The following is a 23,157-nucleotide window of genomic DNA, read 5'->3' as shown; positions in this document are numbered from 1 at the left end:
AAAAAAAGGCAGGTCAACTGCCTGCCTTATCGTTGATTTCTTTTTTTCGCACCACATCGATAGGCGTCATCACTACCGGTCAATTGATTTTCACCTCAACACTCTTGGGTTTGGCCGCCTCGACTTTAGGAATCACCAGATGTAACAATCCATCTTTGAAACTGGCATCAATTTTTTCGATATCAACATTCTCCGGCAGGGTAAAGCTGCGACTAAAACTGCCGTAAAAACGCTCGACCCGATGCATTTTTTCACTTTTGTCTTCTTTTTCCTGACGACTTTCTCCGCGGATGCTCAGCACCCGATCTTCAATAGTAATTTTCACATCTTCACGCTTGACCCCGGGCACATCCGCCTTGATGGTGAATCCCTGGTCCGTCTCACTGATATCGACCCGCGGTGCCCAATCGGCTCCTTCACCAGGAGTCAAAGCCCCGCCCCGGAACGGCCAATCCTGACGTCCAACCATGCCTTCCATTTCCCTGAACGGATCCCACTTTGTCAATTTCATTGCTTCCTCCTTAGCTCAACGCGGGAAAGTTGTTATCCGGCAAGCTACCCGCTACAGCCTGCCTAAGCTAAAGGAATTAGAGCAGAAACCAGCTTAAAATGATTTACGCTTCAACCATTAATCTATCAAGATGATAGCGCATTTTCGACAGAATTCAAGCGGCTGCAGAGGCAAGAGAACACCCTATGCTTTCACTTCAACCTGACACAAACATTGAGAGATGAACGCTAGCGGGATCTGACCAGGGACTCGGCAATGGCAACAATCAGGACGATTGACCCCCCGATCAGAACCGCCACAGATGGCACTTCGCGCAGAATGATCCAGGCCAGCAGAATGGAAACAACAGGCTGCATACAGCCAATCAACGAAACCGTTTTAGCTGCCAGCAGTTTCAGACTGACGGTGTACAGGGTATGGGCTGCCGCGGTTCCCAAAAACCCCAACAGCACCAGCAGCAGCCAGTCATAGGGACCAAGCAGACGGGTAGTCGACAGATCGACGACAGGAATAAACAACAGGGCAATCGCCACTAATTGATGAAACATCAGGGCGCTGCTGGGAGTCGCTGCGAAATAATATTTTTGACATAAATTTCTCAGGGAAAATAACAGGGCAGAGAACACCCCCCAGAAGGCCCCCTGAAGGATATTGCCGGACAATCCACCACCCAGGTCCTCCCAAACCATAATCAAGAGTCCGACCAACACGAGGAGACCGGAAAAGACATCCCGGGTCGACAGACGGGATCGGGTAAAAATAGGTTCGAGCAGAATGGTGATCATCGGATAACTGAACAGGGCAAGAATACCAACGGCCACGGTTGATATCTGCATCGCATGGAAAAAGGTGCCCCAGTGCACTCCCATGACCACACCAAGCCCATAAATCCCCAGCAACTGCTTAACGCTTTGTACCCCTAGCGGCATTCCAAAAAACCGGCAGAACAGGTAGAAACCCCCGATCGCAACCAGACTGCGTAATTGCGTTATGGAAAAAGCATCAAGGGGAATCAATTTGGCAAACAAACCGTTAAGGCTCAGCAGGGTCAGCCCGACATAAAGAAGCAAAATACCGCGACCGGAATCTGAAGGGATTGGAGGAGCAGCCATAGCAGTAGAGAACCGTCAGGCAAAGCCAGGTGGAGGTTAATGAAAACGCCGGAGGAGAAGGGGCGTAGATCTATAGGTGAATTAGTGGACGCGTTGTTCCAGCTGGATCAGCAGGCTTTTAAGCTGGTCAATGGTCTCAAGAAGCTGCAGGTTCCGACTCTCCAGCTCCACAATGGACTGACGGCTGGACTCAAGTTTTGCTTTCTGCTCACGATGTTCAGCGCGACACAGCTGTAATTCCTGGACAAGGCGACTGATCGCTGCAAGCTGTTTGCTCGCGGGAGCATCGGCAAGATACTGGTCGAGGGTATGCAGATCCCCACCAGCAAGAAAATCGTCAAGGTAACGTGCAACTTCCTGTTGTTGTGTCTGGACTGATTCCAGCGGCACTGAAGTTAGCTCTTTTTCTTCTGGAAAAAACAAAGCACATCCTGTCACCAGCAACGAGCATAACAACACTAAAGGCCACTTGCTCATTTCCTCTGTTCCTCCACCATATAGGTGCTGCCATCCTGCAACTTCAGGTACTCTTTGAGGCGAGCACAATCCTGACTGATTGCCAGACGCGATGGGTATTTGTAGCGGGTTGAATGAATTACGGCAATGGAAATCGACATCAGAGGGAATTTACGCTCCACACCATAACGATCTTTACCGACAAAAGATTGCGCCTGACGATCCTCCGGCGAGTAAAGGGTGGGCACCATCTGGTCAAAACGGGAAATGATGGTCTGTGCCAACAGTTCTCCTTTATCAAGCGAGGTCAAAACCACATAATCATCTCCCCCGATATGGCCAACCAGATCATCAGGGTTGCCGAATTCGTTAACAACCGCTTGAACCAGATCACCAACCTGGCTGATGACATCGCTCCCGGCTTTATAACCGTAGCGGTCTCCATAACTTTTAAAGTTATCGAGATCGATATACAGATGAGAAAAATCGATCTTCTGATTGATCCGGGTATCAATAGCGCGATCAATGGCCCGATTGCCCGGCAACAGGGTCAAGGGATTGGCATCAAGGTGCAACTGCTCAAGTTCACGCAGTTTTTCTCCCATCTGATAAAAATCATGGGCCAATTCTGAGAACTCATCACCGCCGGCAAGTTCCAGGTGATGATCAAAACGACCGGCTGATATCGATTGGGTTGCGCTTTTAAGCGCCCTCACCGAGCGATGGATGCTGAGGATAACCGTGATCGTCACCGGCGCCGAAAGGCAAATCCCGAACAGGGTCAGCATCGCGGTAGCACGAAAAGCGGCGCTGGTTTTCTGTGACAGCTGAGTCAAGTCGGCATTAATCTGCCGCTGCTGGCGTTCCCGGTAAGCTACCAGCAATTCAACGATCTGGGATCGTAGCGGCACCATCGTCCGGTCAGAAAGAGTCGTTGCCAGTTGCCAGTCTTCGACCTGCAGCGCTTCAGCCAGGTGTTTGTCGGCCTGAAGATACGCCTCGAGAACCTTCAGCAGGGTCTGGCTCTGTTCATTGACGGGCAATCCTTCCAGGGTCAGGACGTGATTGAACAGTTCTTCATTGCGATTCTGTCGCAACCCGACCAGCTCGATATCACGCAAGATCAGCAACTGTTTTTCGATATTCTCAAGGGCTAACAGATTCTGTTGCAGATCTCGCAGTAATTCAAAAGTTGAAAATTCGATCTGGACCAGATGTTCGGTATGGCGGGTTTGCTGGTGCAGCTGAAAAAGTGCATAACCGACAGCACATACAGTGAAAAGAACAATCACCAGATAGCCGATGACGACCTTTTTGGTCACCGTTGAAAACAGCTTAAGCATATTGTGTCCACAACCAGACCAATAAATCGCCAAGGGTCGGGTTAGATTCCAAGGTAGGCCTTACGTACATCCACATTAGACAACAGGTTTGCTGCTGAATCCACCAGGGTAATTCTGCCATTTTCCATAACATAGCCGCGATCGGCCAGCTTTAGAGCCTGATTGGCATTCTGCTCAACCAGAAAAATCGTGGTGCTGCTTTCTTTGTTAATCTGGCGAATTATCTCAAAAATCTGCTTGATGATCAACGGTGCCAGGCCCAGAGACGGCTCATCCAGCAACAGGACCCGCGGACGCGCCATCAAGGCGCGGGAAATGGCCAGCATCTGCTGCTCACCACCGGAGAGGGTGCCACCTAACTGGGATTGGCGCTTCTCCAGGATAGGAAACAAGGTCATGACATAATTCAGATCCTGTTGAATCTGGCGTTTGTTGGTGCGCAAAAAAGCACCCATTTCCAGATTTTCCAGCACCGTCATATCAGGAAATATCCGCCGGCCTTCCGGCACCTGGACAATACCCTTTTTGACAATATTTTCCGGGCTGAAATCATGAATCGGATCACCATCGAGAAAAATTTCTCCGGAACGGGGGGGAGTAATCCCGCAGATCGACATCAGGGTCGTTGTTTTTCCTGCGCCATTGGCACCAATCAGGGCAACAATTTCCCCTTCGGCCACCTCAATGGTCACATCTTTTAACGCTTGAATATTCCCGTAGTAGGTCTGAATATTCTGCACCTTAAGCATCGACTTCTTCTCCCAGATAAGCCTCGATCACCTTCGGGTTATCTCTGATTTCCAGGGGTGAGCCCTGCGCAATTTTCTTGCCATACTCCATGACAAAGATCGGATTAGAAATTTTCATGACCAGCTTCATATCGTGTTCAATCAATAAAATAGCAATCTGTTCCTCTTCGCTGATCCGGCAAATCAGTTGATCAAGCTCAGAGGTTTCATAAGGGTTCATCCCTGCGGCAGGTTCGTCGAGCAGCAATAATAAGGGATCAGTTGCCAGGGCGCGGGCAATTTCCAGGCGACGTTGGGCACCGTAGGGCAGATTGCGCGCGAACTCATTGACGAATTTTTCCAGACCGACCTTTTCCAGCAGGCGATAACTGGTCTCGACAATTTCCTGTTCTTCTTCACGGACGCTGCGATTACGGATAATTGAGCGGAAGATACCGGAGTAGGTACGACAGTGGCGTCCGATCATGACATTTTCCAGAACCGTCATCCCGGAAAAAAGACGAATATTCTGAAAGGTGCGCGCCAGTCCCATCTCGGTCACTTTATTGGGCTTAAGCCCATTAAGCCGCCGAGTTGCCAGCCCCTTGGGATGGAGCAGGATATCACCGCTGGTTGGGGTATAGATGCCGGTGACACAATTAAAAAATGTCGTTTTTCCGGCGCCGTTAGGACCGATCAGCGCAGCGATTTCCCCCTCGTGAACAGTTAAAGAAACACTGTCCACCGCGCGCAGCCCGCCAAAATCCATGGTCAGCCCTTTAACCTCGAGCAACTTGTGTTTTTTATCCGTCATGAGCCGCTTTTTCCTTAGAGCCTTTATATTGATAAATTTGCCGCAGATTGCTGATCAGTCCTTGAGGTCTGAAGATCATCATCAGGGTCATGGCCGCTCCGAACACCAACATCCGGTATTCAGAAAAGGCCCGCAGATATTCCGGCAGCAGCACCAGAATAAAAGCCCCCAGAATCACCCCGAGGATTGATCCCATCCCCCCGAGAACCACAATCGACAGGATGATTGCTGACTGCATGAAAGTAAATCCCGCGGGATTGATAAAGGTCGTTTTCGCCGCGAACAACACACCCACCATCCCGGCCCAGAACGCGCCAAGGGCATAGGCCGACAACTTGGTACGAGCCATGTCGATGCCCATGGCGACACAGGCAATCTCATCTTCGCGCAGGGCGATCCAGGCCCGTCCAACCCGGCTGTTTTTCAGGCGATTGGTGACGATGATGGTCAGCACGACCAGAGCAATCATGATGTAATAGATATAAACCGTCGACTGGGCCAGCGTCATTTCCAGACCGAACAATCCGGGTCGATCAATGTTGGCGATACCGCTCGGCCCTTTGGACAGAGTTTCCCAGTTTTCCATGACAACCTTGAAGATCATGCCAAAGCCCAGGGTTACAATGGCCAGGTAGTCACCACGTAAGCGCAGGATAGGAAAACCCAACACCACGCCGAACAGACAACCCAAAACCCCGCCAATGGGCAGCACGATCCAGAACCCCAGATCAAAATTGGCGTTCAGGATGGCATAGGTGTAGGCGCCAACTCCAAAAAAAGCGACATAACCCAGATCAAGCAGCCCCGCAAGGCCGACACCAATATTCAACCCCAACCCCAGCACGACAAAAATCAGGGCGGTCACCATGATGTTTGTCTGATAGGTATCAAACACCAGCGGGAAAATCACCGCCAGAACCAACAGCACTGCCATTGCGCGGTTACGTAACTGGACGTTATCGAGAGCGGCCTGGAGCGGGCCACGGGTATCGATGCCCTCTTCCGCCTTTTTACTCTGTTGCCGGCGCCGCGCCAGCATATAACGCCAGCAGTAGGACAGAAGAAAAGCGCCGATCGCCACCCACAAGATATTTTCCCAGCGCCAGACGACGATATTCTCAATCGTGTTGACCCGCACCACCATCAATGGAAAGGTCAGAAACACAAACCACAATGCGATCAGTAGCGACTGTTTGAATTCACGCACCATAACTTAAGACCTAGACTTTCTGTTTGCGAACCTTACCAAGAATCCCCGCCGGTCTGACAATCAGGATGACAACCAGCAGCACAAAGGTGAGGATATCTTCGTAATCACTGGAAAAATAACCGGCGGCAAAGCTTTCGGACCAGCCGATGATCAACCCGCCCAGTACGGCCCCGGGAATTGATCCGATACCACCAAGAACCGCAGCGGTAAAGGCCTTTACTCCGGCGAGAAAGCCAATATAAAAATTGACCTGGCCGATATAGGATGCCACCAGAACACCGCCAATAGCTGCCAGGACCGAACCAATGACAAAGGTCAGAGAAATCACCCGATCGACATTGATTCCCACCAGCCGCGCCATGCTCAGGTCCTGCTGGGTTGCCCGCATCGCTTTGCCGACCCGGGTTTTCTTGATCAGCAAGGTCAACAACACCATGGTTACCAGGGTGGTGACGAGGATGACAAGTTCGGCCGATCCGATAATATGGGCTACCGGGTCCATGAAGGCAAAGCTGGGGATCAGACGGGGAAAGGGCAAATAATCGGGGGTCTGGGCAAGGAGGACATAATTCTGGAGAAATATCGACATGCCGATGGCACTGATCAGCGGCGACAGCCGAGGCGATCCGCGTAACGGGCGGTAGGCAATTTTCTCCAGGGTGTAGCCGTAAGCTGCGGCGTAAAGAATGGCAATAGCCGCCGCCAGAATCAGAATCGCAAAGCCGCTCAAGCCGTAAATGGTACAGACCCCGGCCACAATCAGAGCAACAAAAGCGCCGATCATGTAGATCTCACCATGGGCAAAGTTGATCAGCTGAATGATGCCGTAGACCATGGTATAGCCGAGGGCAATCAGGGCATAGATGCTCCCCCGGGTCAGACCACTGAAGAACAGCTCTAAAAAGTATTCCATATCCATATAGGTAACCACCCGTAGGTTCGGGGCTGCCGGCTTGAGACAGTTCGGGGGACTGCGTGTGACCGCAGCCCCCCGCCTGATGCCAAAGAGGGCATCACCGTCAGGGCAATATCCCTGCTACATCAAGTGAGGTGAAATCTACTGCATTTCAACAAACTTGCCGTTTTGAACATTAAACATCGAGAAGCCAACACCTTCTGCGTCACCTTTTTCATCGAACTTTATCTTGCCAACCGGCGTATCCACGTATTCGTTGCGCAATGCCTTAACCACGGCATCATAATCGGTACTGCCGGCTTTTTCGATCGCATTAAGCAACGCCAGGGCAGCGGCGTAACCTTCCTGGAAGAACGCGCCGGGCTCAGCACCATAGGTCTCTTGATAGGCTTTTGCCGCCGCCTGATTCAGGGGCAGAGCAGACAGGTCCTTCGGTCCGGTCATATAGGCACCTTCGGCTGCGGAACCGGCAACATTAAGAAAACTATCGTCCTTAACCCCGTCATCGGAGACAAAGACGGCATCAACACGGCGCCGCTCAAGCTGGGTTACCAGCTTGGACGCCTCGGGATGATAACCACCAAAAATCAGGGAGTCGGCATTCTCGCGACGAACCCGCTGAACGACAGAAGAATAATCCATGGCACCAGGAGTAATCCCCTCGAACATCACCACTTCGATGCCCTTTTCGTCCAGTCTTTGTTTGGCGAATTCAGCAAACCCACGGCCGTAATCACCACGGTCATGAAGAACCGCTACTTTTTTGATGCCCAGTGTGTCAACGGCGTAATCAACCGCCAGTTTCGCCTGCATGTCATCCGAAGCGATGGTCCGGAAGAAGTTGGGATACTCACCACTCTGGGTCAACGGCGGATTGGTTGCTGACGGAGACATGACCGGAATCTTTGCCTCGCGATAGATACCAAGTGCTGCCCGGGTTGCACCGGAGCAGATATGCCCCAGGACCACGTGAGCACCGTCAGTCACCAGACGGGTCGCTACATTGGTAGCGATATTCGGATCACACTGCTCGTCCTGAATCAGCAATTCTACCTGTTTGCCGAGGATTCCACCTTTGGCGTTAACATCTTTGACCACCAGTTGGGCTGCCCGCATGGTAGGAATACCGTACGGCGCAAGGTCACCCGAATGGGGACCGGCAACACCAAGCTTAATGGTCTGGGCAGAGACGCCGGAGACAACAAAGCACAGCACTAAAGAGACACCTAAGACCAAGATTCTTTTCATGTTTAACCTCCTGATTTGTTACGAAATAGAGAAAACTGAATGAATTATCATCTATAAACTAACCGACCTAAATGGTCAACTATGAACCGGGCGACGGGTAAAATTGATCAAGCAATTCAATCAATCATTGCGACGGTACGATGCCTATTTCTGAGATAGAATCAGATTTTCCTCATTCTGGCGGCGCTCCTCAAGCAATTCTTTGCGTGCCTTTTGCCAGATCGGAGCAAGATCAGCTGATCCCATCAGGTCTGCCAGAACAATCTGGTCGGGACTTGAGATCTCAACCAGATCCAGGCAAGCCCCGGGTAGTGCCGCTACCGAGGTGGTCAAATCAACCTCCTGTTGCAGATCGTTTGTCCCCTCGAGGAAAAAACCCAGCGGATACCCGCTGTCGTAAAAAATCAGGGTTGTTCGATCAGCAACATATACCCGCACGCAAGCGCTAAGACCTTCTGAGGTGACCCGCTGAAGCATAGCCGCGACATCAAAGGAGCTTATGTCTTCCCCGCGATGCAAATAGCGTCCCTGCAGCAGGGCATGAATGGCAATGGCCAGATCTGCCGACAACTGATAGATGTTAAGACGGGCGTCCCCCATGATCGATATTTCAAAGATCCTGGCAATCGCATCATAAGCAATCTGTCGGGAGCCCTTTTCACTGGCGAAAAACACCGAGCTGATCAACTTGCCGCCCTGAAAAATCACGATTCCGGTGTCCTGCTGGGCATCGAAGCGCAAATAGCCGGTAAATCTTCCAGCGCGCAACTTGGCCATGGCCTCCGGCAGATTAATCCGTGCCGGGTTGACCTGCCGGCGCACTGCTTTTCCTTTGGGTAGATACACCATCTACGTGTTCCGGACTGTCAGCCGGCCTTTCCTTGAAATGGGTGAACCGCGACATCCTACCAAAAAAACAGGGAGATCGGTACACTTAAAGCGCTGTTGTCTACATTCAGCCTTCCTGCAGCTGCTCCCAGGAAAGGTACATATCATCCAATTGCCGGCGCAGCTGCTCATGGGTCTGACTGACCAGTCGCCATTTTTCCTGATCCTGATATAGATCAGGTTGGGCCATGGTTTTTTCAAGCTCTCCGAGCTTTCCTTCAGCCAAGGCTATCTTCTCTTCCAGGGCTTTCAGCTCACGGTCGCGCCGTTGCTGCTGACGTTGTTCATCTTTTCGTTGGGCATGGGCCCTGAGGCGGTCAGTCTTATCCTCAGGCGGCGCAGAATCAAGCGGTTTATCGATCTTCTGCTCAACCCGCCTGCTACTGTGAGAGATATCACCCAGCTGCTGACGTGCCGCCAGAAAATCTTCGTAGTTACCCGGATAGGAGTCGATTCCCCCGCCACCAACCGCAACCACCCGGGATGCCAGGGCATCCACAAAATAGCGGTCGTGAGAAACAAAAACAATGGTTCCCTGATATTTCTTTAACGCCTCAAGCAGCACTTCTTTTGACTGCAGATCCAGATGATTGGTCGGCTCATCGAGCAACAGCAGATTGACCGGCCGCAATAACAGCTTGGCCAGAGCCAGGCGATTACGTTCCCCCCCGGAAAGAACCCTGACCGGTTTTTCGATATCATCCCCGGAAAACAGGAAGGACCCAAGGATATTGCGCAAGCGGGGCACCATCGCTACCGGCGCATCGGCCATCAGTTCGGCATAGACGCTGCGCGCCGGGTCCAGGGTTACCGCCTGGTCCTGGGCAAAATAGGCCGGCACCAGGTTGTGACCTTCTTCGCGTTTACCGCAAACCGGCGCTTCGACTCCAGCCAGCAGGCGCATCAGGGTGGATTTGCCGGCACCATTCGGACCGACCAGCGCAACCCGTTCGCCCTGAAGAATGTCTAGGTCTATTTTTTCGAGGACCTTCAAGGTACCATAGTGTTGTGAAGCGCCTTTCAGTCCCAGGGCGATCCGGCCGCCTTTCGGTGGCGGAGGAAAGGTAAAAGCAATTTTTTTGCGCTGCGGCGGCAGGTCAATCCGCTCAATCTTTTCCAGCTGTTTGACCCGACTCTGGACCTGGGACGCCTTGTTTGCCTGATAGCGAAAGCGACTGATGAACGCCTCTATCCTGGCAATCTCCTCATCCTGCTGGTTTTTGGCGGCCTTGAGGGCGGCGATCCGCTCATCGCGAGCCTGAATATAGCGGCTGTAGTTGCCTGGGTACTCGGTCAGGGCACCATTCCAGACCTCGACAATCCGATGGACCACCTGATCAAGAAAAAATCGGTCGTGGGAGACCAGCACCACCGCGTAGGGATAACTCTGCAGATACCCCTCCAGCCAGTCGCGGGCCGGCAGATCAAGATGATTAGTCGGCTCGTCCAGCAACAGCAGATTCGGGCGCTGCAGCAGCAACTTGGCCAGGGCAATCCGCATCTGCCACCCCCCGGAAAAGTGTTCGCAGTGCTTGTCGAAATCCTCCGCCGAGAAGCCAAGACCGTGGAGCACCTTGCCTACCTCGGTTTCCATCAGATAGCCACCGCGCTGTTCAAAATCCTGTTGCAATTGCGCGTAATACTCCATTTCGGCTGGAGTCGTGTGGGCATCCAGGGAGCTTTCAAGCCGACGGATCTCTTTCTCCATCTGTTGCAGCTGCGCAAAAGCGCTGCGGGCCTCGGCCACCAGGGAGCGGCCCTGATGCACCAGCCCTTCCTGCGGCAAATAACCAAAGGTCGTCCCTTTGGCAACCTGCATGCTCCCACCATCAGGCTCTACCAGGCCGGCAAGAAGCTTGAGCAAGGTCGACTTGCCGGCCCCATTGGCGCCACACAAACCAATCCGGTCGGTCGGTCGAATATGCCAGTCGATGGCGGCAAACAAGCGCCGGTCGGCAAAATATTTATCAATATTTTTCAGCTGTATCATAAGACATCGGTCGAAAGGTTCGGATGGAGAAAAACAACAGGCGTTACTTTATACAACAAGATGACAGCCCGGGAATAAAAAAATGGAGGTCCGCATAGGGCGACCTCCATTTTTTCATGATGTTCAACATGTAACCCTGCAATTAGTCGGGTCACCGTCCATCAGCACCAATCAAGGGCCGGGCTACAAACGCTGGATATAGTCATCAACTAATTGTGCAAGTCCCTCGGTAGGCATCCGCGCATCATTCATGATTAAATGATAAACGGCCGGTCGCTCACTAACCTCGTTGACAAAGCGCCGCACAAAAGCCTCGCGCTGCCCCTGCAGTCTATCGATATGATCGCGCGCTGCGGCCTGGTCCATACCGTACTTGCTGGAGATGTTGGCGATCTTAAAATCCATGGGGGCGACCAGGCGCAAATGAATACAGTTTGGCAGGTCCTGGGTCACATAAGGGGCGCCACGACCGACAATGATGCAGTTGCCGCGCTTGGCAAAGCCCCGCATCACCCGGCGCATATGGGCAAAGACTTCGGTTTCCTCAGCACTGCTGCGATCCAGAAACATGGAAAAGATTGATTTCAAGGCCGCCGGGGTATTCTCCGAGTTGTCAATCTGCTCAGCAGTAAATCCTGACAGCTTGGCCACCTCATCAATCACCTGACGCCCGACAACAACCCACGGTTCTCCCTTGGTACGAGTATTAAGACGCTTTTGCAACGCCTCAGCCAGGGCGTAGGCCTGACAACCAAACTCACGGGTCAGGGTAATGCAGACAGCTGGTTTGCTCTGATCCGCCAGTTGCTGTTGTTTATACCAGGCCTGCAGCTTGGCTTCCATTTGTGGGGTCCAGACATGACTTTTGATCATGGTGTTCTCCTTTCCAAACGCTATTCACTCTCTCCATCGCCTTGTTAATTATAACTTGGCATAATAATAACCTATTTTTAAACCCTTTGTAAAAAAATCGTAACTATTCAGCACGATCCTTGCGCCGGGTCGGGGGTCCTGTGGTAAAGTTTTTGTCACCATGGACGGCGACAACAAGCGGTCATGGATGACGAAAAGCGTCCCTTGCCATAGGATTCAAAGGCCCGGTGCTGAACAGATACAAATTTTCAAGCGCAGATAATTCTCATATTCATTCAGTGGCATTCTCTGCTAGAATAACAAATCTGTTTGTTATGGCACGAAACCCGCTTCCGCAACTACTGTCGCGTCGAGGCCGTTGAGATATTTCACTCCACCTGATTCTCACTTCTGTGATGGTCTGGTGTTTTCCCATTCATTTAGTGACAACGTGCTGTTCCGCTGACCCCGCATTGCGGTGAGGTCCGGAGCAGTGGCTTGGCACCAGGCACCGTATAACTGTACGGACAGAAAGGTTTACCGATGAGCAAAAAGATGTTGATTAACGCCTCCCATCCGGAGGAAAACCGGGTGGCGATCGTCGTTGACGGGGTCCTGAGCGAGCTTGACATCGAACTTGCCGGTCAGGAGCAAAGTAGAGGAAACATCTACAAAGCGGCTGTTGTTCGGGTCGAAACCGGGCTGCAGGCCGCTTTTGTTGATTATGGCGCTGACAAACTCGGTTTTCTGCAAATCAGTGAAATCCACCCCGAAATCTATCCCGCCAGACACCAGACCAATGGCCGTCCACGGATCGCCGACATTCTCCATCGTGGCCAGGAAATTCTCGTTCAGGTTGTCAAAGAAGAACGCGGCCATAAGGGCGCAGCCTTAACCACCTTCTTGTCTCTGCCCGGCCGCTATATGGTGTTGATGCCGGACAGCACAACCAAAGGGGTATCACGAAAAATCACCGAGGAGGCGCAACGCAAGGTCCTTAAAAAAACCATGGCCGAGCTTCATCTTCCCGACCAGATGGGATATATCGTACGCACCGCCGGCATCGGCAAGGAGAAAGAAGAACTCAAGCGCGATTTTGACTATCTGGTACGCCTCTATGAAGGGATTATCCAACGTAAAGAGCAAGTCAAAGCACCGGCACAGCTCTACCAGGAGTCGAACCTGGCGATCCGCTCCATTCGTGATTATTTCAGCACTGACATGGACGAAGTACTGGTTGATGATGAGAAGGTATTCAACGACACCAAAGACTTTTTTGCCCTGGTAATGCCCGAACATAGCCACCTGGTGAAGCGCCATCGCGAACGCCGCCCGATCTTTTCTCGTTACCAGATTGAGGAACAGATCGACGCCCTGTCGCGCAACCAGGTCGCCTTACCTTCCGGCGGCTCGATCGTCATCGACCCGACCGAAGCACTGGTAGCCATTGATGTCAATTCCGGCAAAATGTCGAGCGAAAGCGGCATCGAAGCGACCGCGGCAAAAACCAACCTGGAAGCAGCTACAGAGGTCGGCCGCCAACTGCGCCTGCGGGATCTCGGCGGGTTGATTGTTATCGACTTTATTGACATGCGCGATCGCAAACATATCCGCGAAATCGAGCAGGAACTGCGCAAGGCTCTGAAAAATGACAAGGCGCGGGTGTCTGTGGGTAGAATCAGCCAATTTGGCCTAATGGAAATGAGTCGCCAGCGCATCAAGCCGGTCCTGAGTGTCGGAGCTTATCAGGAATGCCCCCACTGTCATGGACTTGGCCGGATCAAGAGCATCGAAGCCCAGGCGGTATCCTTTTTGCGCCAGGCCCATACGGCTGCCGCCAAAGGGCAGATCGGTCACATCGAAGCACGTGTCCCCTACGAGGTTGCCAATTATCTGTTGAATCAGAAACGCAACACCATTACCCAGCTGGAAATCCTCCTTGGCCTCAAGGTCACAATCCTTGGACAGTCAGACTTGCTTCCCGGCGAACTGCACCTTGAAAGCTTCAAGCGGGAAAAAGACACCAGTGACGACACCAAGAGCGTTCCAGTGTCCCATGCCAATCAGATTGAAATGGCCCTGGCTGAGGCACAGCTTGAGGACCAGCAGCCTGACTCCGTTACCGCTACCGATCCGGATTCTCCCCCTGATGGACACATAAGTACGCCGGAAGCAGTGGCCGAGGCCGACTCCGCAGTATCTTCGGATGAGGCTGAAACCCCTGCACCGGCAAAAAAACGTCGCCGCAGACGGCGGAAAAAACCGGCAGCACAACCCACCACGACCTCCTACGAAGAAGCAGCGGCAGAGAATCTTTCTGCTTCAGAGGAAACAACCCCCAGGGGCGATCAACAACCTACTGACATCTCCGGGCAGGAGACAAGTGACAGCCAATCAGCCAGGCCACTAACTGATGCCCCGGAAACCTCGGAAACAGCATCACCGACCCAGGAAAAACCCAGACGTCGTTCACGCAGACCCCGCAAAACAGCAGCTAAAAACACCCAGGGGGACGAGAGCCATGCGCAAGACCAGGAATCCGACGTACCAGCAGCAGATATCAACGGTGCACTGCAACCGGCGGCAGCGATGACAACAGATTCGACGTCAGGGGCAGAGGGTGCGGCGGACACAGGGGTTAAACCAGCGCGTCCGGCACGCAAGAGACCGACAAACAAGAGCCGGTCGGCGTCTACCGCCACGGCAGAAGCGCCCCCGGAGATACCTGCGGCAGACCAGCAACCACCGGTTGATGATGCGCCGCTCCCGTCAGAGAAGCTTCCTGAAGGTCCGCTACCGGTAAAAAAACCGGGCCGTAAACCCCGTCAACCTGGGACCAAGAGCTCTACTGCCAAAAGCGCCACCCCGACGATTCCAGAAAACGCGACGCAGGAAGCCCCGGACGCTCCTGCTGACAAACCGGCGCCGAAACGGCCACGCCGAACCCGCAAGACCAGCCCGCCGGCAGCGGCAGAGGACAACACCAGCGTTGCGGACGAGTCAAATAAAAAGGAAGTTGCTGGAGAAACTGCAGAAAAGAAGGTGGCCGCGACAGACAACAGTGCTGACCCGGGGCAGGCCCCGCCGACCGAGACAATCGCAGCCAGAACCCCTCAGCGCCGGCGCCGATCCAAGCCGACCAAAGCAGCGGCGACAGCTGAACCAACCGACCTGACACCGCCGGAGTCCTGACGGCTGGAATGATTCAGTTTGATTCTTCCGGTGCCAGACATTGCTGCGCCAGGGCCTGCAATTCGGTGATGGTCCGCTCCAGCAGTGCAAGCTGATCTTCAAGCTGCTGATGCTGGGTGGATTTTTTCTGCAGAGCAATGTCCATCGCTGCCCGGGTTGCAGCAATAATCTTGTCAAGCTGTTCATCAAGCTCAGAACCATAACGCCGAAAGCTCTCATCCAGGCCACGGCGTAAAGCCCAGTTCATCTGCTCGGTATTCTCATTAAGGAGTTTTTGCGTTTGCTCGCGCAGGCGCTGTACTGTGCGCCGATGACGGAAGCGCTTGGTCATCAGCTTACGGGAAATCTTTTGGCCGATGGGGTCCATATCTGAAATAAACAGATCCTGACTCCAGCCCGGTGGATCAAAATGGGCGTACACCCTCTCCACCAGCGGCGCATGATAGGGAACATTGAACAGTTCCGCGGCTGCCTTACGAACCTGTTCGATCAGCTGCTCAGCGCGTTTCTGATGCAGAGAGAGGATCTCTGTCGCCTGGCGCCGGATGGCATCATCAACCTGACGCAGTGCCGGAGCAAAAAATATCGGCAACTGATTTGCGACAATGGCACGTACCTGCCGCTCCAGCTCTTCGGTATCAGCCACCTCCTGAATGACCCCTTCCACCTTCGGCATGACCCGCTGTTTGGCAGCTGAGCGCAGCGCCTCAATCTGTTGGGTCAAGGCCGTGACAATCCGCTTCAGATCACCGGCCAGAACATCGGCTGAAGACTGTTTCTCACGCTCAATGGCGGGCAGAATTTCCTCAAACATGGTAATCCGCTTTTTCAGATCGAGCTCCGGCAAACGCAGCGCCTCAAGGGACAGCTGCAGATGCATGATCTGGGTATTGAGCTGATCCTTGACCCGGCGCCGTAATGACAATTCAAGGATCTGTTGTTTTTCCCGCGCGAAAAAATCAATCAGGTTCTGTTCTACCTGATACATGCCGCTGCTTTTCCACAGCTCCTTATCCTGTGTCAACCTGGCAGTCAGGCCGTTTTTGGCGGAGAGGGGCAGCACCTGCGGCGCACCGTCAAAAAGGGGTTTGAGCTGATCCGCCAGGAAGGTCAAGGAGACGACTTTGTCCTTCTCACTGAGAAAGTCGACCTTGTTCAACAGAAAAAAGGTTCGTGGCAGCAGTTCACGCACTTCGCGCAGGTAAGCAATTTCAGCTTCAGTAATCGGCGGATCGGGGGACACCAGAAACAGCGCCGCATCGCAGTGGGGCAGAATCTGATAAGCGACCTCAGTATTGTGCTTAAAGGTTGATCCAATTCCCGGGGTATCAATCAGCACCACTCCCTGCTTCAGAATCGCCGCCGGATGACCGATCTCAACCCGCTCCACCTGACGATGGTTATCAGGATTCCCGGCCTCGGTTACGTAGGCCTGCAAAAAATCACCGAAGCTCCCATCCTGTCCCTCTTCAAAGCGCACCGGATCGGTCTGGTTGAAAAAAAACACCCTGGCCGTTACTGAGTCGTCAGCGCCGATAAAGGTCGGGATGGCGGTAACCGGCAGGATATCGGTAGGTAGCAGGTCAGCGCCAAGCAGAGCATTTAAAAAGGTGCTTTTACCGCGCTTGAATTGCCCCAGAACCGCCAAGCGGAAGGTTCCTTCCTCCTGACGCGCCCGTAACGCCTGCAAAGGAGCATCCCCTGCCTGCTGCTGTGGGTCAATAGGAGCAAGAGCGTCAAGGGTGCGATCAATGATCGCATCGAGAGTGATATTCGCATCGGATGTCATAAACAAGGACTCTTCACAACAAAGGGGTTAATGCCCATAAGGGAGACATCACATCAACTTGAGAAGCCAACCGATCGATGTGATCGTCACGATGATTTTTTTCTTAATGAATTTATCACACAAGGGCGGGGATCGAAAGATGAATGGCTGTAGCAGGAACCTCTCACCCCTGCTGACGGCGCAGAAACAATACGATAGCGCCATCACCGCCGTACCGGCGCGGGGCTCGACCCCACTCGGCAACCAGATCTCTTTGACCACGCTGTAAAAATTCTTCGACCGCCGAACGTAGAACCCCCTCTCCTTCCGGTGAGTGCAGTCCTTTTCCGGTAATCACCAGCAGCACCTGCCAACCATGGTAGCGCGCATTGGCGATAAATGAGCTCATTTTTACCTCAACCTCCTGGCGCACAGTACCATGCAAATCCAGCGTTGCCTCGGGAACCAGGGTACCCCGACGCAGCTGTTTCATGCGCCGCGGCGCGCCCGGTGACAGCGGCTCCTCATGGTCAAGGTGATCAGCAAAGGGCACATTCAGCCCCGTCATCGCCGATAAAAAAAGATCCTGCTCGCAATCCTGCGGGTTGGTCTCAATCTCTACTGCCGGCGCGGCGCGATCCTCCTCCCCGGTTAATTTTTCAGAGTTCAGACGCTGCACGCCCAAGCGCGCCATCTGCGCATCAAAATCAACTTGCTCAGAAGCGTCAGACACAGGTTCATCAGCAGGGTTCTTAACCGGCACTGAAACCGGTGGTTGCTCGGCGGAAACAGCAAACCCCTTCAGCGAACCAAAGGGGTTGTTAAGATGCTTGCTGCCAACGGGTTTTGTTTTCTTATCCTTGGCCATTGCTTGCTACCTGAGCACCTGCTTGCGACGTCCGGTGAGGGCTTTGGTCTGTTTTTTGATGATCGCTCCCTGCTTTTCAAGATGGAACTGATACCAGGCGTCACCAAACCCCCTCATCTTCATTTTCTTACCGGCTTCGAGCAGAGCAACGTTTTCACTCAAACGCTCATCACCGCCGGTTTTCTTGATCCCCTTCTGTAACACCTCGATCGCCTTGTTGCGTTCCCCGATCTGATCCAGACAATAGGCATAAAGAGCATAGATCATCGGCTCTTTGCGGTTACCGGTCATAGCTTTATCAAAGGTCGCATGCATTTTATTACGCTTGTTTTTTTTCATGTAACTGATACCCAGCATGGCCATACTGACCCAGTTACGAACGAACCCTTTTTCCAGATAGGGAAGAGCCTCGTTGAACTCGCGCTTGAGGTAATGGATGCTGCCAATCTGGGAATTGATCTGCGGCTTGACATAAAATTGCCAGGTACCGTATTTCATCCCCTCCTGCAGCGATTTGATCGCGCGGTCGCCTCGGTTAGCGAGCACATCTTTTTGGGCCGACTGCATCAGCACACCAACTTTTTTCATCACCACGCGGGTAATCAGGATAAAAATCGCCAGAAAAACCAGTGTTGAAACAGCCATGGCAATCCAGGTACTATCAGTCGCAAAGCGCAGCATCAAAGCGGTGGTAAAAATTGATGCGGTAATCGAAATCAACAAATTAAGCATGGCCTTAAGGATCCTTCTGGTAAAATATTCGGGGGCAAAATACGGCGACAAAACAGCGGAAAAAACCGCAAAATCCTTATAGCAACCCGGTTACTAAAAGTCAAAAAAAAGGATGCGTTGCGCCGACATGAAGGGGTGAAGACATCAGCCCTGGCGACCAGCAGGAACCAGCAGAGTAAGTTTCTGGCCGGGGCGCAGAATATGCTCACGGGTCAGATCGTTCCACTGGCGAATCTGGTCGGTATTGACCGCGAAGCGGCGACCGATCCCCCACAAGGTATCGCCGGGTTCAACCTGATAGATCACCTCGGCCGTCGGTTGTGGCGATGTGCCGGCCTGTTGGGCTACACGACTTGATGGTTGGGAGACCAGCAGTACCTGCCCCGGCCGCAACATGTTACTCCACCCCAGGGTGTTCCAAACGCGCAGCTGTTTTTCCGTTACCTCAAAACGTCTGGCGATCGACCAGAGGCTGTCCCCCGACTGCACCGTGTAGCTGCGGCGACGACTGCGGACGTAGCCGTCCGCCAGGGATTCTACCGGGCGCTGGGTGAATCCTTCCCGTAACGGCAAAATCAGATCACGTCCAAGCTGCAGGGCCCGCGGATTACTGATGTTGTTCAGCGCGATAATATCATCAACCTGAATCTGGTAACGCTTGGCCAGCAGGAGAAGGGTATCGCCGGACTTGATCTGATGGCGATGATAGCGAACCCGCTGCTCGGCCGGCAGATCGGCATACAACTGCTTAAACTGCTCTGCCGTTCCCACCGGGACCCGCACCTGATAATTTTTGACCCCCGGTGGCGTCGACCAGCGTTTCAGGGCCGGGTTGAGTTCCTTGATCTTCTGATAGCCGGCACCGCTTAGTTCGGCAACGATTTCCAGATCGGTCTGGCTCTCGACCGTCACCACTTCGTAATCGATCGGCTCTGCCAGCTCAAGATCAGCAAAGCCATAGGCCTGCGGATCACGGGCCAGATGCAGGGCGGCTAGCAGCTTGGGGACGTATTCGATGGTTTCAGTGCGCAGCACCCCGCCGTCGGCCAGATCCCAGAAATCGCGACTGCCGCTGGCCCGTATCGCCTGGGAAACACGCCCCGGACCGGCGTTGTAGGCAGCAACCGCCAGGTACCAGTCACCATCAAAACGTTTGTACAGATCCTTTAAAAATCGGGCGGCGGCCCGGGTTGAGTGTTCGAGGTCAAGGCGGTCATCCTGCCACCAGTCATTTTTCAGCCCGTACATCTGTCCGGTACTTTCAATAAACTGCCAGGGTCCGGCAGCATGAGCCCAACTGTAGGCCCGCACATTGAATCCCGACTCAATCATCGCCAGATAAGCCAGATCAAGCGGCAGTCCCTCACTCGCAAAGACCAACTGCATCTTGGGGAGATAACGACCTGAGCGTTGCAACCAGGCAGTCAAGGTCGATTTTTGCCGCCCCTGATAACGATCAAGAAATGCCATCACCCGCGGGTGGTCGCTCAACGGAAAATCACCAACGTAGGGCAGCAAGGGTTGGGGTTGGAGAAAACTATCCAACGACTCAGATAGACCGCTGGAAAGTTCATGGCCTTTAAGAATCGAATGAACCAGCAACGGATCGGCGTCGGAAGGAACAACCGTTGTTTGTGCAGGATCAGTTTCGGTCCTGTTCGGTTTGACCTTAACATCAATAACCGGGTCAGGCACCACTGAACCCAGCTGACAACTGATCAGCCCGGGAACAAGGAAAAAGAGCAGATAAAAATATCGATACATCAACACATCACATCCTTTTACGCAGCCCGTTATAGTGCCGGGGGCTGGTTTTTCGCTGGAGCAGAATCATCCTGCTCGTTGCTTTCACCATCGTCAGCTGTCAGCATTTCTTCGGGCCAGAAACGGCGCTGCATTTCATCCAGCAACGGGCCAAAACTGCTACGATCAATCGCGCACACCGGAATAGCGTTGAACCGGCGACAGATGTGCGGAAGCTCTTCTTTGGACACCTGGTCTGTTTTGTTGAACACCAGCAGGAGCTTACTGGTGCCCAGGTTTAGATCAGCAAGAATCTTCTCTACCGCTCGAATCTGCTGCTGATAACCGGGGTTGGAAAGATCGACCAGATGCAACAGCAAGTCGGCATCTTCCAGTTCCTCGAGGGTCGCCTTGAACGCCCCGATCAGGCTCTCGGGCAGATCGCGGATAAAACCGACGGTATCGGTGATGATCACTTCCCGATCCAGAGGAAAGCGTAGCCGCCTGGTGGCCGTATCGAGAGTAGCAAACAGTAGATCTTCGGTAAAAACGTCACTTTGTGTCAATGCATTTAATAAAGTCGATTTACCGGCGTTGGTGTAACCAACGATTGAAACAATCGGCAAGCCGGCGCGAATCCTTTTTTGCCGGCGCTGCACCCGCCCTCGTCCGAGTTCATCCAACTGCTTTTCCAAACGCCTGATTTTATCGCGAATCCGCCGGCGATCAATTTCGATCTTGGTTTCACCCGGCCCACGGCCGCCGATTCCCCCCATCAGGCGGGACATGGCGGTTCCCTTGCCGGTCAGACGCGGCAGAATATACTTGAGCTGGGCCAGTTCGACCTGCACCTTACCATCGCGCGACTGGGCGCGGCGGGCAAAGATATCGAGGATCAACTGGGTGCGATCGATAACCTTCATCTCGGTGATCTCCGAGATGGAACGAATCTGATTGGGATTCAAATCCTGATCGAACACCAGCAGGGTGGCACGCTGTTGCAGAGCCCGGATAATTATTTCACGCAACTTTCCCGACCCCACCAGGTAACGTGGATTGAGCTGGCGCGGACGCTGGATCACCCGATCAATCACCACCAGGTTGGCAGTGCGGGCCAATTCTTCAAGCTCCGCCATGGAAGCGTCTACCGCTTCACGTCCGGTCTGGGCAACAGAAATCAACAGTGCGCGTTCGCGGCCATCGCTGAGATCGATGGTTTCGGCAACGAGCCCTTCCATCTCCTGATCAAGAGCCTGGATAAAGGCAGAAAAATCGAGCTTAAGCCGGTGAAAATCACTGAGATGAATGGTTTCGATCTGGGCTTTATCGGCGGTCGGGAGCAGGTGTGCATAAATCAGCGGTCCGGGCAGGCCGTCGTCACACACGCCGATGGCAGCCATCAGGTCAAGGCGTAACAGCTCAAGGTCAGCGATATCGTCCTGATTGAGGGGTTCCTGTTTGAGGTGGGTATGGACACAGCGCAGGCCACGCAGGCCGCTACGCCCAAGACCAAAACGCGACAGGTCGGGGATAACAATTTCGCGATCATCGCCGACAATAACGTGATGGATCACTCCAGCACGGTCGATAATCAACCCGATCTGGCGTTCGATGTCGCGGGAAAGTTCGGTGAGATAGCGCGCCAGGTCGGCACTGATCAACTCATTAGCGGGAACCTTGCGCCGATAGATACGTTCCAGCGCTTTGATCTGCCCGGCCTTCAGTCCGCTAGTTTTTCCCTCAATCATCGGCGACCGCCAAAACGATCACAACGAATAAAGGCCCCGATCGGGGCCTTTTCAGCAGGATCAGGGGAACAGCCGGGACTAACCGGCATTGAAGTTGAACCCGGCATCAACGTAGTGGATTTCTCCGGTCACTCCCGAAGCAAGATCAGACAGCAGGTAGAGGGAAGCCTTGCCGACATCCTCCTGGGTCACCAGTCTTTTCAACGGTGAACGCTCTTCTGCTACCCGTAGTTTTTCCTTGAAATTGGCAATACCGGAAGCCGCCAGGGTTTTAATCGGACCGGCAGAAACGGCGTTGACGCGAATCCCCCTTTCCCCCAGTTCGGCCGCCAGATAGCGTACTGACGACTCGAGGGCCGCTTTGGCAACGCCCATGACATTGTACTCGGGAACAGAGCGCACGGAACCAAGATAGGTCATGGTGACAATGCTGCCACCCGCCGTCATTACCGGCAGGGCACAGCGGGTCATGGAAATCAGCGAATAGGCACTGACATCGAGAGCCAGGCGGAAACCATCGCGGCTGGTCTGGCTGAAGGGGTTTTTCAAATCTTCGCGGTTGGCATAGGCGACCGCGTGAACGACAAAATCAATGGTGCCCCAGGCTTGTTTCAGCTGATCAAAGACCGCAACCATTTCTTCTTCATTCTGCACATCACAGGGCAGGATAATGGTAGAATCGACACTTTCCGCCAACGGCCGTACCCGCTTTTCCAACGCCTCACTCAGATAGGTAAAGGCCAGCTCGGCACCTGCAGCCCGCAGCTGCTGGGCAATTCCCCAGGCAATACTTTTATCATTGGCAACACCAAAAATTATTCCACGCTTTCCAGCCATCAATCCCATATTCAACTCTCCAAAGGGGGGTAATTAATCCGATGAGTACGACCGTTACTTTTAACAAAAGAACGGCCATAAGGCAAGTTATGATGAGATCGACAGTTCAGTTGTTTTTTTATCACGACCCTACCCTTCCGGAGGCAGATTAGGCTAGACTGACAATCACGTAAATTTTCAACACATTCTTAAGGAGAAGAG

Annotated in this window: 19 protein-coding genes; 1 reads left to right on the top strand and 18 read right to left on the bottom strand. The window is 53.2% G+C overall.

All coding sequences use genetic code 11. From position 1 onward, the window contains the following. Positions 1-79: 79 nt before the first annotated feature. From ICT70_RS11840 to ICT70_RS11785, 12 genes are all read right to left on the bottom strand, one after another. Entirely contained in the window at positions 80-511 is a 432-nt protein-coding gene (locus tag ICT70_RS11840; protein ID WP_191156912.1) for an Hsp20/alpha crystallin family protein, read from the bottom strand. A 227-nt stretch (positions 512-738) separates the two neighbouring features. After that, positions 739-1,623, bottom strand: a complete 885-nt coding sequence (locus ICT70_RS11835; RefSeq protein WP_191156910.1) for a DMT family transporter — start codon at positions 1,621-1,623, stop codon at positions 739-741. Positions 1,624-1,704: 81 nt separating this feature from the next. Next, entirely contained in the window at positions 1,705-2,013 is a 309-nt protein-coding gene (locus ICT70_RS11830) for a hypothetical protein (protein ID WP_191156908.1), read from the bottom strand. Between the two features lie 83 nt (positions 2,014-2,096). Next, entirely contained in the window at positions 2,097-3,422 is a 1,326-nt protein-coding gene (locus ICT70_RS11825; RefSeq protein ID WP_191156906.1) for a sensor domain-containing diguanylate cyclase, read from the bottom strand. 41 nt (positions 3,423-3,463) lie between these two features. Then, the gene (locus tag ICT70_RS11820) at positions 3,464-4,171 is read right to left on the bottom strand and encodes an ABC transporter ATP-binding protein (RefSeq protein WP_191156904.1); all 708 of its coding nucleotides are present in this window, start codon (positions 4,169-4,171) and stop codon (positions 3,464-3,466) included. Further along, a complete protein-coding gene (locus tag ICT70_RS11815) occupies positions 4,164-4,964 on the bottom strand; it encodes an ABC transporter ATP-binding protein (RefSeq protein ID WP_191156901.1) in 801 nt (266 codons plus the stop codon). Before ICT70_RS11815 ends, ICT70_RS11820 begins: the two co-directional genes overlap by 8 nt. Continuing rightward, positions 4,954-6,174 (bottom strand): high-affinity branched-chain amino acid ABC transporter permease LivM, encoded by a 1,221-nt coding sequence (livM, locus tag ICT70_RS11810; RefSeq protein WP_224747014.1) that lies wholly within the window; start codon positions 6,172-6,174, stop codon positions 4,954-4,956. The genes ICT70_RS11815 and livM overlap by 11 nt, the downstream gene beginning before the upstream one ends. A 10-nt stretch (positions 6,175-6,184) precedes the next feature. Beyond that, positions 6,185-7,093, bottom strand: a complete 909-nt coding sequence (locus ICT70_RS11805; protein ID WP_191156899.1) for a branched-chain amino acid ABC transporter permease — start codon at positions 7,091-7,093, stop codon at positions 6,185-6,187. Between the two features lie 138 nt (positions 7,094-7,231). Beyond that, on the bottom strand, positions 7,232-8,338 hold the full coding sequence (locus ICT70_RS11800) for a branched-chain amino acid ABC transporter substrate-binding protein (RefSeq protein WP_191156897.1): 1,107 nt from the start codon (positions 8,336-8,338) through the stop codon (positions 7,232-7,234). 144 nt (positions 8,339-8,482) lie between these two features. Further along, positions 8,483-9,187 (bottom strand): hypothetical protein, encoded by a 705-nt coding sequence (locus tag ICT70_RS11795; RefSeq protein ID WP_191156895.1) that lies wholly within the window; start codon positions 9,185-9,187, stop codon positions 8,483-8,485. Between the two features lie 106 nt (positions 9,188-9,293). Further along, on the bottom strand, positions 9,294-11,216 hold the full coding sequence (locus ICT70_RS11790) for an ABC-F family ATP-binding cassette domain-containing protein (protein ID WP_191156893.1): 1,923 nt from the start codon (positions 11,214-11,216) through the stop codon (positions 9,294-9,296). A gap of 183 nt (positions 11,217-11,399) precedes the next feature. Further along, the gene (locus tag ICT70_RS11785; protein WP_191156891.1) at positions 11,400-12,089 is read right to left on the bottom strand and encodes a cytidylate kinase-like family protein; all 690 of its coding nucleotides are present in this window, start codon (positions 12,087-12,089) and stop codon (positions 11,400-11,402) included. A gap of 522 nt (positions 12,090-12,611) precedes the next feature. Between ICT70_RS11785 and ICT70_RS11780 the strand changes: the two genes are divergently transcribed. Beyond that, a complete protein-coding gene (locus ICT70_RS11780) occupies positions 12,612-15,260 on the top strand; it encodes an Rne/Rng family ribonuclease (RefSeq protein WP_191156889.1) in 2,649 nt (882 codons plus the stop codon). Between the two features lie 13 nt (positions 15,261-15,273). Here ICT70_RS11780 and ICT70_RS11775 read toward each other — a convergent pair whose 3' ends face one another. From ICT70_RS11775 to fabI, 6 genes are all read right to left on the bottom strand, one after another. Continuing rightward, positions 15,274-17,049, bottom strand: coding sequence for a dynamin family protein (locus ICT70_RS11775; RefSeq protein WP_191156887.1), 1,776 nt, complete (start codon positions 17,047-17,049; stop codon positions 15,274-15,276). A 163-nt stretch (positions 17,050-17,212) separates the two neighbouring features. Continuing rightward, positions 17,213-17,896, bottom strand: a complete 684-nt coding sequence (locus tag ICT70_RS11770) for a Smr/MutS family protein (protein ID WP_191156885.1) — start codon at positions 17,894-17,896, stop codon at positions 17,213-17,215. A 6-nt stretch (positions 17,897-17,902) separates the two neighbouring features. Then, on the bottom strand, positions 17,903-18,628 hold the full coding sequence (locus ICT70_RS11765) for a tumor necrosis factor receptor family protein (protein ID WP_191156883.1): 726 nt from the start codon (positions 18,626-18,628) through the stop codon (positions 17,903-17,905). Positions 18,629-18,772: 144 nt separating this feature from the next. Continuing rightward, the gene (locus ICT70_RS11760; RefSeq protein ID WP_191156881.1) at positions 18,773-20,392 is read right to left on the bottom strand and encodes a LysM peptidoglycan-binding domain-containing protein; all 1,620 of its coding nucleotides are present in this window, start codon (positions 20,390-20,392) and stop codon (positions 18,773-18,775) included. A 29-nt stretch (positions 20,393-20,421) separates the two neighbouring features. After that, positions 20,422-22,119 (bottom strand): GTPase HflX, encoded by a 1,698-nt coding sequence (gene hflX, locus ICT70_RS11755; RefSeq protein WP_191156879.1) that lies wholly within the window; start codon positions 22,117-22,119, stop codon positions 20,422-20,424. A 78-nt stretch (positions 22,120-22,197) separates the two neighbouring features. After that, entirely contained in the window at positions 22,198-22,965 is a 768-nt protein-coding gene (fabI, locus tag ICT70_RS11750; RefSeq protein ID WP_191156877.1) for an enoyl-ACP reductase FabI, read from the bottom strand. Between the last annotated feature and the right edge of the window lie 192 nt (positions 22,966-23,157).

Source organism: Pelovirga terrestris (assembly GCF_014773365.1).
Taxonomy (GTDB): domain Bacteria; phylum Desulfobacterota; class Desulfuromonadia; order Desulfuromonadales; family Geopsychrobacteraceae; genus Pelovirga; species Pelovirga terrestris.
Note: the sequence above shows the minus strand (reverse complement) of the source record. Positions and strands in the feature narration are given on the sequence as shown.